At 60.4% G+C, this 15,916-nt stretch carries 10 protein-coding genes; 5 read left to right on the top strand and 5 right to left on the bottom strand.

From position 1 onward, the window contains the following. Positions 1-148: 148 nt before the first annotated feature. On the bottom strand, positions 149-577 hold the full coding sequence (locus PRtIB026_RS11910) for a hypothetical protein (RefSeq protein ID WP_203647432.1): 429 nt from the start codon (positions 575-577) through the stop codon (positions 149-151). Next, complete coding sequence (locus PRtIB026_RS11915) at positions 555-1,568, bottom strand: polymorphic toxin type 44 domain-containing protein (RefSeq protein ID WP_267813837.1); 1,014 nt, start codon at positions 1,566-1,568, stop codon at positions 555-557. The genes PRtIB026_RS11910 and PRtIB026_RS11915 overlap by 23 nt, the downstream gene beginning before the upstream one ends. Positions 1,569-1,964: 396 nt before the next feature. Here PRtIB026_RS11915 and PRtIB026_RS11920 point away from each other — a divergent pair, with 396 nt between their 5' ends. The 3 genes from PRtIB026_RS11920 (at position 1,965) to PRtIB026_RS11930 (ending at position 6,115) form a co-directional block, all read left to right on the top strand. After that, a complete protein-coding gene (locus PRtIB026_RS11920) occupies positions 1,965-2,480 on the top strand; it encodes a sigma-70 family RNA polymerase sigma factor (protein WP_203647430.1) in 516 nt (171 codons plus the stop codon). Continuing rightward, a complete protein-coding gene (locus PRtIB026_RS11925; RefSeq protein ID WP_203647429.1) occupies positions 2,477-3,397 on the top strand; it encodes a FecR domain-containing protein in 921 nt (306 codons plus the stop codon). Before PRtIB026_RS11920 ends, PRtIB026_RS11925 begins: the two co-directional genes overlap by 4 nt. A 306-nt stretch (positions 3,398-3,703) precedes the next feature. Beyond that, a complete protein-coding gene (locus PRtIB026_RS11930; RefSeq protein ID WP_203647428.1) occupies positions 3,704-6,115 on the top strand; it encodes a TonB-dependent siderophore receptor in 2,412 nt (803 codons plus the stop codon). A 46-nt stretch (positions 6,116-6,161) separates the two neighbouring features. Here the strand turns inward: PRtIB026_RS11930 and PRtIB026_RS11935 are convergent, their stop codons facing one another. Beyond that, complete coding sequence (locus PRtIB026_RS11935; RefSeq protein ID WP_267813839.1) at positions 6,162-9,167, bottom strand: autotransporter outer membrane beta-barrel domain-containing protein; 3,006 nt, start codon at positions 9,165-9,167, stop codon at positions 6,162-6,164. 359 nt (positions 9,168-9,526) lie between these two features. On the opposite strand from PRtIB026_RS11935, the gene PRtIB026_RS11940 reads away from it, so the two are divergent. Continuing rightward, positions 9,527-9,817, top strand: a complete 291-nt coding sequence (locus tag PRtIB026_RS11940; RefSeq protein ID WP_203647425.1) for a hypothetical protein — start codon at positions 9,527-9,529, stop codon at positions 9,815-9,817. A gap of 11 nt (positions 9,818-9,828) precedes the next feature. Then, the gene (locus tag PRtIB026_RS11945) at positions 9,829-10,461 is read left to right on the top strand and encodes a hypothetical protein (RefSeq protein ID WP_203647424.1); all 633 of its coding nucleotides are present in this window, start codon (positions 9,829-9,831) and stop codon (positions 10,459-10,461) included. Positions 10,462-10,484: 23 nt separating this feature from the next. Here the strand turns inward: PRtIB026_RS11945 and PRtIB026_RS11950 are convergent, their stop codons facing one another. Both PRtIB026_RS11950 and PRtIB026_RS11955 read right to left on the bottom strand, forming a co-directional pair. Further along, the gene (locus tag PRtIB026_RS11950; RefSeq protein ID WP_203647423.1) at positions 10,485-11,717 is read right to left on the bottom strand and encodes an alpha/beta hydrolase; all 1,233 of its coding nucleotides are present in this window, start codon (positions 11,715-11,717) and stop codon (positions 10,485-10,487) included. Then, positions 11,710-15,855 (bottom strand): CHAT domain-containing protein, encoded by a 4,146-nt coding sequence (locus tag PRtIB026_RS11955; protein WP_267813840.1) that lies wholly within the window; start codon positions 15,853-15,855, stop codon positions 11,710-11,712. Before PRtIB026_RS11955 ends, PRtIB026_RS11950 begins: the two co-directional genes overlap by 8 nt. Positions 15,856-15,916: the final 61 nt, after the last annotated feature.

The following is a 15,916-nucleotide window of genomic DNA, read 5'->3' on the forward strand; positions in this document are numbered from 1 at the left end:
TTGGACGCACCAATCGCCGGGGCTGCTACGCAGCTCTTCGACATAAGGTCGCTCCAGAGATTGCCCATGCCTGCTGAGGCATACGGCATGTGGAGCGGCCTTGTTCCGCGATGGCCTTCGAAAAACAGCCTGGTGCGGGGCGCCTGGCTTACGGAAGCGTAGCGTCCAGATCGAACGTCACGATATTCAGTTCCCCATGGGTCTTGAAGTACGCCGTGTTGTGGAAGTCGTAGACGGTCTCACGGGTGCGCAGCTTCACCGTGGTGCCTGCAACTTCTCGCACCGCGCCAGTGCTTTGCGTGACCAGGAAGGGCGTCGCCTTTTTTGTTTTTTTCAGCGCGACCTCGTCGCTGGCCTGAAGATCCATTACAAAGTACCGATAGACGTATGGAACGGTCGCGCCTCCCGAGTCGTACAGGACTTCATAGATGGCGCCGCCTTCACCCACCGGTGTGACCGAAACGATTCGGTCCGGGTCAGGTCGCCCTGGGCTGGACGCATAGATGTATAGCATCTGCCCGAGGCAAACGACCAACAGTGCCCAGAGCGTCCATTTAGTAACCCTGGGATTTTGCATAATCGATACCTGCCTTGATCCACGCCTGGTCAACGGGATCATCACCGTAGGGCGCATCGGCCCACCACTTGTCGAATTCGGCCTGGGAGGTGCCCGCGACCGTTTGTGCCGCCCCGGCCGCTCGCAACAGTACCGCTTCAGAGATCCCGGCCGCAGCGCCTACAGCGCCATAGTTGAAGTTGCCGAAGCTCGCAAACTGGCGGCCACGCTGCTTGTAGTCCCAGTCCCCGCGATTTCGGACTTTTGCATAGAACCAGCTGAACAGGAAGGCTGTACCGCCATTCTTGAAGTGCTCCTTCTGCTTTTTCGACTCCTCCAGGTTCTGCGCCAGCGATACGCCTGGCGGCGCGGCAGGGTATTGCTTGAGACGGATCTGCTCCCTCGCAGCGTTCAGTTCGTTTGCCGCTCGCGTGGCCTGGGCGCTTTCGACGGACCCCAGTACACCCGCCCGCACCTGCAGGCGGCGCACCATTTCGGTGTAGACCTGGGCCAGCCGGGCTGCTTGCAGGCTGTTTGCCCAGTTGGCGAGGCGCAGCTGGTCGACACGCACCTGGTATCCGTTGGCGCGTGCGAAGGTCAACCCGGTGGCGCTTCGAGGGGCAAGTACATCGCCATCGAACAAGGCCTTGGCGGTAGCGGATTTTTCATTGGCACTGGATTGCTTGGTCAAGTAGAGCTTGACGACGATGTTCTTTTCCTTGGTAACCGTGCTCGCTGGTGTGGACAGATCCATCGGGGTGTTCAGCCCGCCAGCGTCCTTGATGTCCTTGTCCAGTTCAGCGTCGATCGCTGCCATGTTGTTGTCGTGTTGCTGGCCGATCTCGGTCCATTTTTTACTCATCCAGTCTTCCACGTATTCCGAGGCGCGAATCAACCGTGCCAGCGTGTCTTCTGCTCGGGGATCCATTGGCTCGACAACAGGACGAACAGTAACTGGTGAAAAATCAGGGCGGCGTCCAGTGATGACGGTGGCGGGTAGTTCTACCGGCATTTGCAATTCCTTTTTTGATGGGAGGAGCAGCGACGGTCAGGTGACTTTGTGTCGCTGCGGCATTGGGAGAAGGCCCCAATGCATGCCGATACTGTATAAAAATACAGGTTTGCATTCAATGCATATCGATGCGTTTGTGCATATTATATCGCAAATGATATGGATTTCCATTTGTGACAAGGCATGAATCGAGAGGCGCAGGGGATCCTTCGCCATGCAAAGACCGCGGATGAAATGGACCGCTATTTGCCCCGGTCGGCTGTGGTGAAACCCTCTGAACCGCTTCCAATCCCTCAATCCGTCTTTGACCTGCCACCATTCCCAATCCCGCGCTCACTCAGTACACTTGCGATAAGTTCTTATTTGCACCTGGTAATCTTTATGGGGGAGGGCGTGATGTCCACCGTTGTTCCCGTCGGCACTGTCCACTGCGGCCTGGAAACGCTCTACCGCGAGCACAGCACCTGGCTCCACGGTTGGCTGCGCCAACGCCTGAACAGCTCCGCCGATGCCGCCGACCTGGCCCAGGACACCTTCATCCGCGTGCTGCTGGCGCGCACCGCCGGCACCCTCAACCAGCCCCGTCACTACCTGGCCACCATCGCCCGTGGCCTGGTCATCGACCTCTATCGCCGCCGCAGCCTGGAAACCGCCTACCTCGAAGCCCTGGCGCTGCAGCCGGAGCACTACGCACCTTCCGCCGAAACCCACGCCGCCATCCTCGATACCCTGATGGCCATCGACCGGATGCTCGACGGCCTCGGCCCGCGCACCCGGGCGATCTTCCTCGCCGTGCAGTTGGACGGTTTGAGCTACGAAAAGGCCGCCGAACGCCTCGGCGTTTCGGTGAGCACCGTGCGCAAGCACCTGGCGCGCGGGCTGATGCACTGCCTGCTGGTCGAGGGTGCATGAAGGCCATTCTTGCCGAGGCCGTGGACTGGTACGTGCGCTTGCACGACAGCAACGTCGACGCCGCCACCCACGCCTCCTGGCAAGCCTGGCGCGCCGCCGACCCTCGCCATGCCGCCGCCTGGGCGCGGCTGGAGGAGCTGCAGGGCCGCCTGGACAACGTGCCCAGCGGCGCCGCGCAGACCCTGGAAATCGCCCGACGGGATCGGCGCCATGCCGTGAAGGCCCTGGCACTGTTGCTGGGGGCCGGTGTGGTGGGTTGGCAGGGTTACCGGCGCTCGCCGTGGAGCACCGATTACTCGACCCGGACCGGCGAGCGGCGCCGAGTGACCCTGGCCGATGGCACGCGCCTGGACCTCAATACCAACAGCCACGTCGATATCCGCTTCGACGCTGGCCAGCGGCTGATCCACCTGCGCCAAGGCGAGATCCTGGTGGAGACCGCCAAGGACCCGCGTCCGCTCAGCGTGCGCACCGCCGAAGGTGTGATCCGTGCCCTCGGCACCCGCTTCAGCGTGCGTCAGGACGCGGGTACGAGCCACGTGGCGGTGGCTGCTCATGCCGTGGAAGTGCGGCCAGGGCAAGCGTCGCAAGTGGTGCGTATCGATGCCGGGTATGGGCTGAGCTTCGCTGCCGATAGTATCGGGCCGTTGCGTCCCCTGGCCCCCGGCGCCCAGGCCTGGGTACAGGGCATGCTGGTCAGCGTTGATTGGCGCCTGGGCGATGTGGTTCGTGAGCTGGGGCGCTATCGGCCTGGGTATCTGGGGTGTACGCAGGACGTTGCCGGGTTGCGCCTGTCGGGGGCGTTCAATCTTGATGATACCGATGTTGCGTTGGCCAGTCTGGAAGACGCGTTGCCGGTTCGGGCAAGGCGGGTGACGCGCTATTGGGTGCGGCTGGAGCCACTTGGGGTGGGGTAGGGTGGTCCGGCCTCCCTCTCGAATGCACATTTCGTGGGAGCGGGCTTGCCCCGCGATGAGGGCGTCAAGGCTGCCATCGCATCGCGGGGCAAGTCGCAGCGGCGAACCGCCGCTCCCACGCCTCTAATCCTTCTACGCCTCGAATCCTGTGCGACAACACAGACTGAAAGTCTGGGTGATTGCTCATCCTGTCTCAATATTCGAGAATTTTTCGCATTTGGGGTAGCAGATTTCTCACGCTGCTTCGGCTCTTCAGGGCGCGCGCTTCAAGCGTGCCCATGCCAACCAGTACAGGAACCCCTTTTCATGTCCGCACGCCGTACCTCGCTAGCCTGCAGCATCCGCCAGGCGACCCTCGCATTGAGCCTTTGCGCTGGCGCACTGGCGACCTCGACCGCCTGGGCCGCCCCGCAGCGCTACGATATCCCGGCCGGCAGCCTGGCCGCTGCGATCAGCCAGTTCGCCGCCGCCAGCGGCGTGACCATCAGCTTCAGCAACGACGAAACCACCGGGCTGCATTCATCGGGGCTGCTGGGCAGCTTCGAGCTGGAGCAAGGTTTTGCCACATTGCTGCAGGGCTCCGGGTTGCGGGTGCAGCAGGTGGGCGAAAAACGCTATGTGCTGAGCAAGGTGCAGAACGACGGCGCCGTCGAACTGGGCGCGACCAGTGTCGATGCCCTGGGCCTGGGCAGCACCACCGAAGGCACCGGCAGCTACACCACGGGTTCTGCCAGCACCGCGACCGGCCTGCGCCTGTCGGCGCGAGAGACGCCGCAATCCGTCAGTGTGGTGACCCGTCAGCAGATCGAGGACCAGAACCTCACGGACGTGACCCAGGTGCTCGAGCAGACGCCGGGTGTGGTCGTCGACAGCATGGGGCCGGCCGGTAGCGACGCCAACCATATCTATGTGCGGGGCTTCCAGGTTGGCAGCATCCAGGTCGACGGCGTCAACCGCCCCGATACCTTTGGTTTCCGGGACGACCTGGCCGACATGGTGTCGTACGACCGCGTGGAGGTGGTACGCGGGGCTACGGGCCTGATGTCGGGCACCGGTGATCCCGGCGCCACGGTCAACCTGATTCGCAAGAAGCCGACCGTCGAGACTCAGCGCAAACTGACCCTCAAGGCCGGCTCCTGGGACAACTACCGCACCGAGCTGGATGTGTCCGGCAAACTGTCGGAAAGCGGCCATGTGCGTGGGCGTTTCGTGGCCTCGACCACCGACAGCAAGAGCAATGTCGACCGCCAGTCGCTGGAACGGCAGGTAGCCTACGGCGTGCTGGAATGGGACGTCACCGACAGCACCCTGCTGACCGTGGGCGCGGAATACCAGGAGATGGACAACGACGGCGCGGGCAACCACGGTTTTCCGATGTACAACGCCGATGGCAGCCACTTCAACCCGTCACGTTCGTTCAACTCGGCGTCGGACTGGAGCTACCACAAGCGTAGCGCGAAAACCCTGTTCACTACCCTGGAACACCAACTGGACAATGGCTGGCAACTGAAACTGAATGCCGAGCACAGTCGCCGTAGCTACGACGATACCTTCGCCACCGCCGCCAGCGGTACAGTCAAGCCCGACGGCAGCGGCATCAGCACCTGGACCGGCCGTTGGGCGGGCGAGCCCCGGCAGACGTCGTTCGATCTCTCGGCCTCCGGCCCGTTCGAGCTGCTGTCCCGTGAGCATCAGGCGTACCTTGGCGCCAGCCACTACCGGGCCTACTACCGCAACCCCGGCTACCAGCTGTGGACGATCCAGCCCATCGACAACATTCATACCTGGGACGGTTCGCTGGCGATCCCGGATGCCATCCACACCAAGTATTCGGAAGATGCGCTGGATGAAACCCAGGACGGCCTGGTGACTTCGGTGCGCTGGAGTCTGACCGATGACCTGGCGCTGATTACCGGTGCACGGCTGATCGACTGGAAGCGCGACGAAAGCCATACCACCCTGGCCACCGGTGCGACCACGCGCACCTCGCGCAGCGAGACCGGGGTGGTCACGCCCTACGTGGGGCTGGTCTACGACTTCGCCGAGAACTGGTCGGCCTACGCCAGCTATACCGCCATCTTCAAGCCGCAGAGCAGGCAGGATGCCAGTGGTGGCTATATCGAACCGCTGGAGGGCGTGAACTACGAACTGGGTATCAAGAGCGAGTTCTGGGACAAGCGCCTGACCACCGCCTTCAGTGTCTTCGAAGTGCAGCAGGACAACCTGGCCGTGGCCGACGGCGACAAGCTGGCACCGGACGGCAACCAGGCCTACCGCGCCGAGTCCGGCACCAAGACCCGTGGTTTCGAGATGGAGGCGGCCGGGCAGATCCTGCCCGACTGGCAAGTTTCCGCCAGCTACACCTATGCCCAGGCCGAGGACGCCGAAGGCAAACGCCTGCTCACCGAAGTGCCGCGCGACACCTTCAAGCTCTTCACCAGCTATCAACTGCAGTCCCTGCCGCAGTTGAAAGTCGGCGGCGGCGTGCGCTGGCAGGGCATGGAGTACAAGAAGAAAGCGGGACCCCATGGCGAGACGTTCACCCAGGACGCCTACAGCGTGGTCGACCTGATGGCGCAGTACGCGATCACGCCGCAGACCAGCGTTTCGTTGAACCTCAACAACGTGCTGGACGAGAAGTACTACTCGGCGATCGGCGCGCGTGGTTGGTATGGCACCCCGCGTAGCGCCACGGCGACGTTGGTCTACGCGTTCTGATACAGATGAGGCGTGGCTGATGGCCCCTGTGTGGGGCCATCGACCGCTACCGTCTGAACATCATCTGCCACTGCGCCGTCAGCGCCTGGTTGCGACTATCGCTGCCCAGCTCGCCGCTGTACCCCAGGTTCAGGTTGTGCCGCGCTGACAGGCCGATCCCCACACCGGCCTCGAGCATCAGGCTGTCACGATCCAGCGCGGTGCCTTCGACGCTGAAGGCGCTGCCGCCGGAAACGAAGGCCTGGCGCACCTCACTGTCCACGCTACCATACACATGCCGCCAGCCGAGGCTGGCCCGTGGCGTCAGGCTGATGCCGTTGTCCAGTTGGCTCAAGTGCGCCAGGCGTACGCCGAAGGTACTGCTGAAGTTGTCCTGGCTCTGCCCGTCGACGTCCAGCGCGGCGATGCCGCCTGTCTCCCGATAGCTGTCGCGGTGATAGCGCTGGTAGCCGAGGTTGGCGAAGGGCTCGACATTCAGGCGGCCGCTGCCGAGGTTGTAACCCAGCTCGACGAAGGCCTGCTGGCTGTCGGCGTCGTAGTCGCCGTTGGGGCGCTCGCTGAAGCGCTCGAATTCGATGCGCCGCTTGCTGTCGCCGTCGTGCCGGCTGTAGGCGGCGCCCAGGCGCAGGGCCAGCGGGCCGCTTTGGCGCAAGGCATAGAGGCCGGCGTGCCAGCTGTCCAGGGTGCCCTCGTCGGCACCGCTGTCCAGGCGGGTTTTCGAATAGCCGCCCAGCACGCCGAGGCGCCAGGTGTCGTCTAGCGCCCAGTCGACGCCGAGCAGGGTGCCCTGGGTGCGTTGCTCCAGGCCGGCGCTGCCGTGGGCGCCATCCAGTTTGCCGTAGCCGCCGATGCCCTGCAGCCACACCCGGCCACGGGCGTGCGGGTCGTTGAGGTTGCGCAGCTCGCTGGGCACGCCGGTGGCTGCGACGCTCGGGGCCTGCACCGGGTCGAGCGCCAGGGCCAGGCCTGCGCCGCTGCCCATCTGGTACATGGCCGCGAGCATGCTCGTGCCGACCTGGGCGCTGCTGCCGAGAATCGCGGCACCGAGGTTGGCGTTGCCGCTGCCGGCCAGTTGCTCCAGGGCCGAACTGGCCGTGGCGGGGCTGGCGTAGAGCAGGGCGCCGTAAACCGGGGTGTTGGGGTCGCTCTCCCACCAGTAGTCGTTCGGTCGGATGCTCTCGGCCAGCCGCTGGCTGTTAGGCGTGGTGGCGTACTCGGTCATCTCCACGTCGTTGCGCGTCAAGGTCATGTTCACGCGGGTGTCGGTATAGCTTAGCTCCGGAGTCAGGAACGCATAGTAAGTATCCTGAACCTGAGCGAAACGGCCGACGACCTGGCCGGCTTCGAGCAAGGTGTAGTGGCTGTGCCATGGCCATGGCGTATCACCGAAATTGGGGGTGATGCGCAGGCTGGCGTCATTGAGGTAGGCGGTGCCGCCCACCCGCAGCGCGCCGCTGCTGCCATCGGGGTTGACGCCGATATCGACGATTGCCTGGTTGCCCAGGGTCAGGTTGCCGATGACCCGGGTGGCGCCTTCGGGCTTGCTGTACAGCGTGCCGTTGACATTGAGATGGCCGACCGAGCCGCCGCCGGCATAGGTGCCCCACTGGTCGACATCCACGGTGCCGTTGAGGGCGCCCTGGTTGACCAGGTGCGCGTAGTCGAACACCCGGCTGGTGTCGCTGAAGTCGCCGTGGCTGGTGACGGTCCAGGTTCCGCCCAGGACCTGCAGGGACTCGAAATTGCGGCTGTTGCCAAAACTGCCGCTGCCTGACCAGTCGTATTTGCGCCCCAGCTCCACGGTGTCATGGCCGCTGCCCCCGTCGACGAGGCCTTCGAAGCGGCCCCGTGTGGAGACCTGGAGGAGGTCGTTGCCGCCGCCCAGGTCCAGCGCCAGGCCGTTGTTGCCCCTTATCAGGCCATCGTTGACAAGCCTGTCGTCGAACGCGCCGACGAACTTGACGCCATGGCCGTTCAGTCCCTGGATGGTGCCGACGTTGCTCACCCAGGTGCCGCCCAGCGCCGCGCCATCGCGGTTGCGCGCGCTGCCGATCGTCACGCCGTTGTCAGCGCCGACGATCAGGGCGTCCGGGCCGTTGACCAGCCGGCCGCCGCCGAGTACGACGCCCTCGCTGGTGTTCGCGATGCCGTTGCGATCGAGGCCAGCGGCACCTTCGCCGCGAATCGTGCCGCTGTTGGAGACCTCGCCGATGCCGGCGATACGCACGCCATCCCCGTCACCGTAGGCCTGCGCGCCATTGGCGCCACCGACGATCAGTCCACCCTGGTTGAAGACGTTGCTGTCGCCAGACGAATTGAACCCGGCGTCGTGGCGGCCAATGACCGTGCCGAAGGTGCTGAGCGTTCCATTTGCATCGGCGTTGACGCCATGCCGACCGCCATCGATCTGTCCATGGTTGGTGACATAGGTACCGGTTGCGGCGCGCAGGTTGACGCCGTCGAAGCCATCGCTGGAGATCTCGCCGAAATTGTCGATCCTGGCATTCGAGCCCGTGGTCATGCCGTCGGCGGCATAGGCACGAATCACACCGCCGCGTGCGTTGGTGACGTGGGTGGTGTAGTAGCTGCTGCCGACCATTGCATCAAGGTTGATGCCCTGGCCTAGGGTGGAGGTGATAGTGCCGCTGTTGACGATATCCAGGGAGCCGTAGGCGTTGCTGTTGTTGATGCGGATGGCGTCGCCGTTGCCCTGGATCAGCCCGCCAGCGCTGTTGTTTATCTGGTAGTAGCCTGTGGTGTTGGGCAGATCGAGGGTATCAATCGCCCTGGAACCGGTGGAGATTATCGAGCCCGCGTTGTCGATCGAGACCGAGGGGATGTAGCCGTGGTTATTCAATGTCACGGCTTGTCCGTTGGCCACGATGACGCTGCCGGTGCTACCGATGTTCAGCCTGTCGATGTTGCCTAGCTGCTGGGGAACAAAGGTGGGGGTGTCGATGAAATACTCCGCCCCCTGGGCGTGCAGCGAAGCGCCACTGGAAACGACAAGGGCAATCTGCAGGGCAAGACGGTTTTTACGGGAACGGTGCATTTGAAGTAAACGGTCCATGTTTGCCGGATTCGGATCCGATACTCGTGCTAGCTATTTGCTATTGCAAGCCGCTCCTTTATAAAAAATCGAAATAATTCTCTGATGAGTAAGGCGGGGGCGATCGGACCGGCGGCGAAGGTGATATTGCTGACCGCCCAGCCTTGTTGAAACATCCGGCTAATCCTCGAAAGCACCTGTTACACAGGCGTCCAACCCAGCTAATCCCGTCAAGCCATAGTTCATCCGCACGTGTCATCCGCATCTCGACATGGCTGATGCGCCGCTGGTCGGGTGAATCGACCTGAAGGTGGATTCATTCAGGATTTTGTACGATGATTTTCGTATCGTGAGGAAGGGTTATGCCAAAGGGCTTCAGGGCAGTCAGGCGCGCGGTAGTCGCCGCGCTCGAATCCGGGGATTACCTGCACGTCTCACGGGGTGATATCGAGGTCAAGAATCTGCTGGCCATCGGGGAGGTCGGCGCAGGCAAAGTCATCGATATCATCAATGCTTGCGACGCCAGCCACTACAGCAGTAGCCCGCACCACGCCGTGCCGGCCATCGAGGTCCATGTGCTGAAGCGCCGCGGCTGGTACATCAAGTTCTATTTCATCGAACCCCAGACGTGGTTCATCAGCGTTCACCAATGAGTATCCCGACCATGAAGATCCTGTTCGAAGGCGATACCGGCCAGGCCTTGTGCGAGCATTGCCAGGCGCTGGTCGCCATGCATTACACCCGGCGCGATGTGCCCTTCAGCGATGGCCAGGGCATCGCGCGGGATATCCTGGTGGGCGTGTGCGATGGCTGCGACATGGTAGTGGCCATCCCGCCGCAGTCCACCCCGGCGATTCGCGAGGCGCGCAAGCAGCAGCTCAAGTCCATCGAGGCGCGGCTACCGGCGGTCTATCTCGATGTGCTGGATGCGGCGATGCAGGCCGTGTGCAGCGAGGCGGGCGCGCACCTGCGCAAGCTGTTCCTGGCCCATTACTTCCAGTGGCTGGTGCAGGCCCGCCAGGGCATGGGTTTGCAGCCTGGCCACGAGGCCTTCGTGACGGCCCTAGAGGCGCAGCGGCGTCAGCGTGGGTTGCAGGCATCGGGGGCCACCCGGCGCCTGTCGATGAAGGTCAACGCGCACATGGCCGAGGACTTTCTGGTACTGCTGCAACAGACTCGGATGAGCCAGACCGAACTGCTCAAGGCGGTGATTGCGCGGATCCAGATGGATGTGCTTGTGGCGCGAGACCCGCAGGTGATCTATGCATTGCAACAATTGATACGGTTAGCAGGGTAGGGTGCCACGGCGTGAAACATAGCTTAGCGTTTGAGCCGCCAGAACTGCTGCCCCTCAAACTCGGTTGGCGCGATCCGTTGTCTGGTCTGCGGTGGAGAATCGTGGCGCATGAGGTCATAGATATCGTGCAGCAGAGCTTGCGCCTGAGCAAAATAGCTATGGCCGAGGAAGTCTACATTGAAGTTGGGGACCTTGACGGTATCGATACCTGCCACCACGGTATATGGAGGGAAGTAGCCGGCGCGGGGTGAATCATGGACTCTCGTTGAAAGGTAGACTGCGTTGTCCGCGTCCGAGGCATAGAGAGTAACGCGATCTGCATGCGTGGAATAAAGACTGGACAGGTCAAGGAATAGATCGCGGTCGATGTCGGGAGCCGCCAGGAAAATTTGACCAAACCGAACTTTACCGCGGGTTTCTGCATTGGCGGCGATTCGCTGCAAGGCACGCAACAGTCCGCGATTACCCATGCTGTGGGCAATGACATGGACCTTTTGTGCGCCGCACCGAGTTGCGAAGTTCACCAGAAATTCGGTGATGGCAGGCTCGCTCGCCTCAATACTCGCCTCGTCGACAGGGTAACCCAGCACGTTTCCACGGGATGGCCAGCTGAAGAAGGCGGTCGTTCCTTCCACGCTGAGGTCGACACCGAGTTGCGCAGCGCGTATTGCGGCCTCCTCGAAGGTTACATTGTATCCATGGAGGAATACCAAGGCGTGAGGCGTTCCACCTTCATCTTCAGCGGTCTGGGTTTCGGTAAGGACTTGGGCAAAGAATGCTGCCTCATCCCGTAACTCGATAGCCTTCAGGTGCAGGTTGTCATCACGCAAGTCAAAGCGCCACAGGCGGCGCCAAAAGTTGGAGCCGGTCTCGCCAAAGCGATGAGCTTCTGGAACGAAAACCGAGGCCTTGCCGTAGGTTACCAAATGGTGGCGTTCATTACTGAATCCGTTGTCTTGCGGCTTCCGGTTGGTTCCGAACCAAACCGGATAAAGTATACCTGGCTGGGTTGATGTGCGCTCGAGAGTCAAGTCATCCAGGCTAAGGGCTTCAGCACCTTTTCTTGGTTGGCGCAGCTCGGCGAGCAAGGCCTGCACCCTCTGCTCGATGTGGGCAAACTCGGAATTATCGCAAGAAAGGCGTAACAGTATTTCCTGTTCAAGTTCGCGTGCGCGCTCATGATCGTTGGCACGAACCGCGAGCTCAAGCATAGCCATCATATCCGCTATTGAAGGAGAGCCGTCAAGTTTAGTCATCGGAGGTGGGTCCAGTAAAGCTTTGAATGTTTAAGTATGCCTTAAGAATTTGATCGAATAAGCTGTCGATTAAGGCTTGAAGTTCGGTAAGGTCAATATCACGCTGTTTGAGCCATATTGCGAGGGCGTCAAAGTCAGGGGCGTTAACCAGCTCGCGAACAATGGGTCGTATGATAGCTGTGCCGACGCTGTGGGCGTTCTGCAGATCCTTCGCATAGTTGACGAAGTATAGCGATAGATCCCGTGCTGAGCCTGTAGCAGCGGTGTAGATGAGGCTGGCAAGGCGGTGATGTCTTTGTTCTGTATGATCGGTTGCGTCCCCCCGTCTGGCAAGGTAGGAAGCAAGATTGTTGTGTGAATTAGCGCGCTCCTCCGGATCGGGCATCCTTTCATGCAGGATAAGAGCTCTACGTGCTAAGGTAATTGCTTGGTCAAGGTCATCTTGCTTTTCAGCGAGGTAGGAGAGAGCGCTGACAACTTTCGCATTCAAACGAGCAGTGTCCTTGAAGATTTCATAGCACGCCTCCAGTTCGCTTCTCGCTTCAGTCAGGTGGTTAGGTAGCTGCATTAGCACACCTGCTCTGTTGAACCGGGAGGTGGCAATTTCTTCTGTGCTTCGCGCCAACGATCTCTTGATATCAATCATGGTGTCCAGCCGACTCAAGGCAGACTCCCAGTTTTCTTTGGCCATATCTATGTCGGCAGCGATATCGAGTGCACCTATGATTGTGCGTGCTAGCGTTTCAATATCGGGAGCTTCAGGTGAGAGCTGGCCCGCTTTGTACTGAAGCCACCATTGATGAACGCGTTCCAGCCTCTCCGCTACTTGCGGTGCTGCTTTGTCAATGCCACCCTCTTTGATGTCGAGTTTTAGTATCGCCAGTTCATTTATGATTATCTTGATGGCAGGGCTGTCAGCTTTTTTTTCTGCCTCCGTGCTTTCAAGGTAACAACGTCGCGCTGCATCAAAGTTTCCAAGTGCTGAGTGTACGACCCCCCAGTTGCAGGTAATCATTGCGAGTTGATGCCAGGCTTTTATTGTATCGTCACTGGTTTCGGTGGCTTTGCGAGCGAGATCCACCGCTTGCTCGAAGAATGCCGAACTGGCTTCGAACTCACCGATAGTCGATAGCGCATCTGCAAGATGGCTTATGAAAGACAAGCGTAAATGATCTTCTGGCGCAGACTCGGCGGCAGTACGCAGGTGGGGAATCAGCCCCTCTATCAGGCGCGTATTGCTGATGCTGGTCACAAGGCGGCTGGCAAATCCATCCATTTGCTCCCAGGCTTGGGCCTGAACACAATAGATGAGCCCATGGCTGCCTGCATAAATGGCCTTTTCCAGGTCGTGATGTTGCATGGCATCAAAGTACGCCTCCAGTCTGTCGGCGTAGGCTCGCCGAATAGCATTCTCGCTTAGCCCGCCTCTGTCGTTGGGGTGTTCTCTCATCCACAAATCTATACGCTCTCGCACAAGTTCATGGCAACTATACGCCAGGTCGCGATTATCTGACTCAGAGGTCTGCGCAGTGACAAGACCTATACGAATCAGATTCTGCAGCAAGGGTTCGATCTCAGGCCGGATCGAGCCTGGCGGTAAATCGGCAAGCATGGCCACCAACTCGGGTGTGACGTGGTCTTGCCATTCAGCCGGAATGTCCTGTTCAGCTTGGAGGAGGAGGTTCAGATGCCGCAGGGTTTCCAATAGCTGGTTCTCGCCTCGCCACACCTCTCCTAGCAAGTCAAGCGTTACTGGTTCGTTCGCCGCCGTGATCATCCACAACAATAGGCGCTCATTGACGCCAACATGTTGGATGAACAAGTCCAGAGACGTCGCAAGGGCGTCGTGAAGGTAAGCCCGTTCATTTGATCCATTGGTCGCTGTGGCGAAGATATCGGGAAGGTTTGCAAAATCTCTGGTCTTTTCCAGCGTCTCCAGCGCCAGGAAAAGCTGCTCATGCAATTCCGGGGCGGCCACTAGGCGGGAAAGGCGGTCCATGAGTAATGGGTGGAACCGGCTGGCGTTCAACAAGCGCACCGCAAGCATGCGTTCCTCTGTGCTACCGGTCGCCATTTGGCTGAGCACGGGACGAGCCCGAAGGTACAATGCTGCCTCTCCAGGGGGCAGCGGCCCGAGAAGAATAGGCATGGTGAGATCGGAAGCCAATGTGAGCAGCGGATGGCGTGAGGTTATCAGCACGCGGGAAGGGGCTTCGGCAAGGCCTGTTGTGAGCGCTTCGAGACAACGATCCCAGGTGTGGTCCTTGCAGGCCCAGAGCGGTTTTCCGTCGACTATCTCGGGTTGGGGTTTGAGATTGCTTTCGAAATTGTCGAACACCAGCAACACTGCCTCTTGCTTCAATGCTTCGACCAGGTTCCGAATGAGCCTTTCTGTACGTTTGGAACCTGTGAAATCGGAAGTTGCATCGCGGAAGATTGCATTGGCGGGAAACTGCTGCACATGCTCCCAGTAAGTACCCAACTCGTCAGCAAGTTTCAGATGGATATCGCGTAGCGTTGCCTCGAAAGCCAAGGCCGTTGGCTTGGCCTGATAAAGCAACACATGGTCAAAACGTTCAGTCCATAGGTCAAGCACCTCTGCCACCAGCGCAGTTTTGCCCATTCCGCCCAGACCGCTGATGAGCGCCACAGGCTTGATCTCTTGGCCATCGCGTGACCCGATAAAGTCGGCCCCCAAGCCTGCGAGCTCCCAGGTACGCCCTACGAAATGCTCATGACTGGCGGGGCTGAGCTCACCAATCTGATGCAGGCGGCGCTCACGAATGTGTGTGCTGGGGCTGCGGCCGCTTACCAGGCTGAGGCCAGGTTGCTCACTGCCATACAAAACTGCGGTGGCGTGGTCGCAGATCGCGAATCCTGTGATGCCGCTGTTCGTCTTGCTTGCCAGTTCCTTGCGTGCGAGGTTGAGTGCGGCAGCCGCATCCTTGGGCTTTATGTCCGCCAGCAGGGCGCGGTAGAACTTCACAGCCAGTTCACGAGCATAGTCATCGCTTACCGCGAACCGCATAGCCACTACTGACGGCACCCCCCCACTCATCAGTGCATAAGCGGTTCCAGTGGTGTTTGGTTGTGTTTTTATGTCAGCGGGCTCTGAGTCTGATCTCCTGACGTTCGCTTCGTTTCCTTGGGCGATGGAAAAGAAGTCATGCCAGTCGTGGACCTGGAGGCTGTCACCTGACTGGCAGGCACTCAGGTAAATCAGCTGTGGTAGAAAACCGCCTGCACGATTGAACAGTGCCAGGAGTTCATCCCCAGAAATGTTGTCTTTGGCTCCTCCGGGGCGGGCAAGCTCCAGGAGGTTGAGGGTCCCATGCCCGCTCCAGTGAACGATGTGGTAGCCCCCATGTTGCTGGATCTGGTCGATCAGGCGTTCGCGGGTGACACCATGGGTGAGGAAGTGCGCTACAACGCGACGTTTAGGGTAGATCTCACGTTTGAACAGCTGCAAGAGTTCACGCCGTTCTTTACGGGCACTAAGTGGACGTGAACCCTGGGCTTCGGCAAAAACGAACAGGATTCGAAGGGCTTCCTCGGAGCCTGGTGTCACAGGGTGGTAGGGAGGGGGAGCCATGTCATGGCTTACGCGTACCAGCAGGTTCCGATCACCCAGGCTAGGGGCGCCGATATTCGGCTTGGCAATTTCCCATGGCACCCGGGCCAGCAGAGCTGCGAGGAAGTCCTGAGCCTGTCCTGCAGCTGGTAGATGAACGCAAAGCGTGCGCTGATGGTTCCCTTCCCAGAGTTTCTCGAATATTTCCTGGCCGAGCACCTCGTCGGCAATGGTTATGCCAATGCCCTCCAACGCTGCCAAGGTCTCAACACCATCCGAGGCCACGTAAAAATTAACGTAGTTGCGCAGGTCGAAGATGCCACGGCAATGGCTCGCGCTGATGGACTTGAAGTCAGTCTGCTGAAAACCCAGTTGGGCGCCGTGCTCGTTCGTCAGGCAAAACTCGGCGATGTGGTTAGCCGGTTGGGTGGTTACGAACAGATTGAATTGGGTAGACAAGCCGATCATCCATGAAGAAAAAGCGAGGTTATTCGCGAACACTGGGCGATTGATATTTAAATGATGGCATAGCTGGATGACGATGTTAAATGCCCAGCAACCGCTCATCGATCTCAGATTGGGCGTTACTGCTGCCTGTTGCTCTCGGAGGTCATCTCAAGTCGAATGC

Source organism: Pseudomonas sp. RtIB026 (genome assembly GCF_016861355.2).
GTDB lineage: Bacteria > Pseudomonadota > Gammaproteobacteria > Pseudomonadales > Pseudomonadaceae > Aquipseudomonas > Aquipseudomonas peradeniyensis.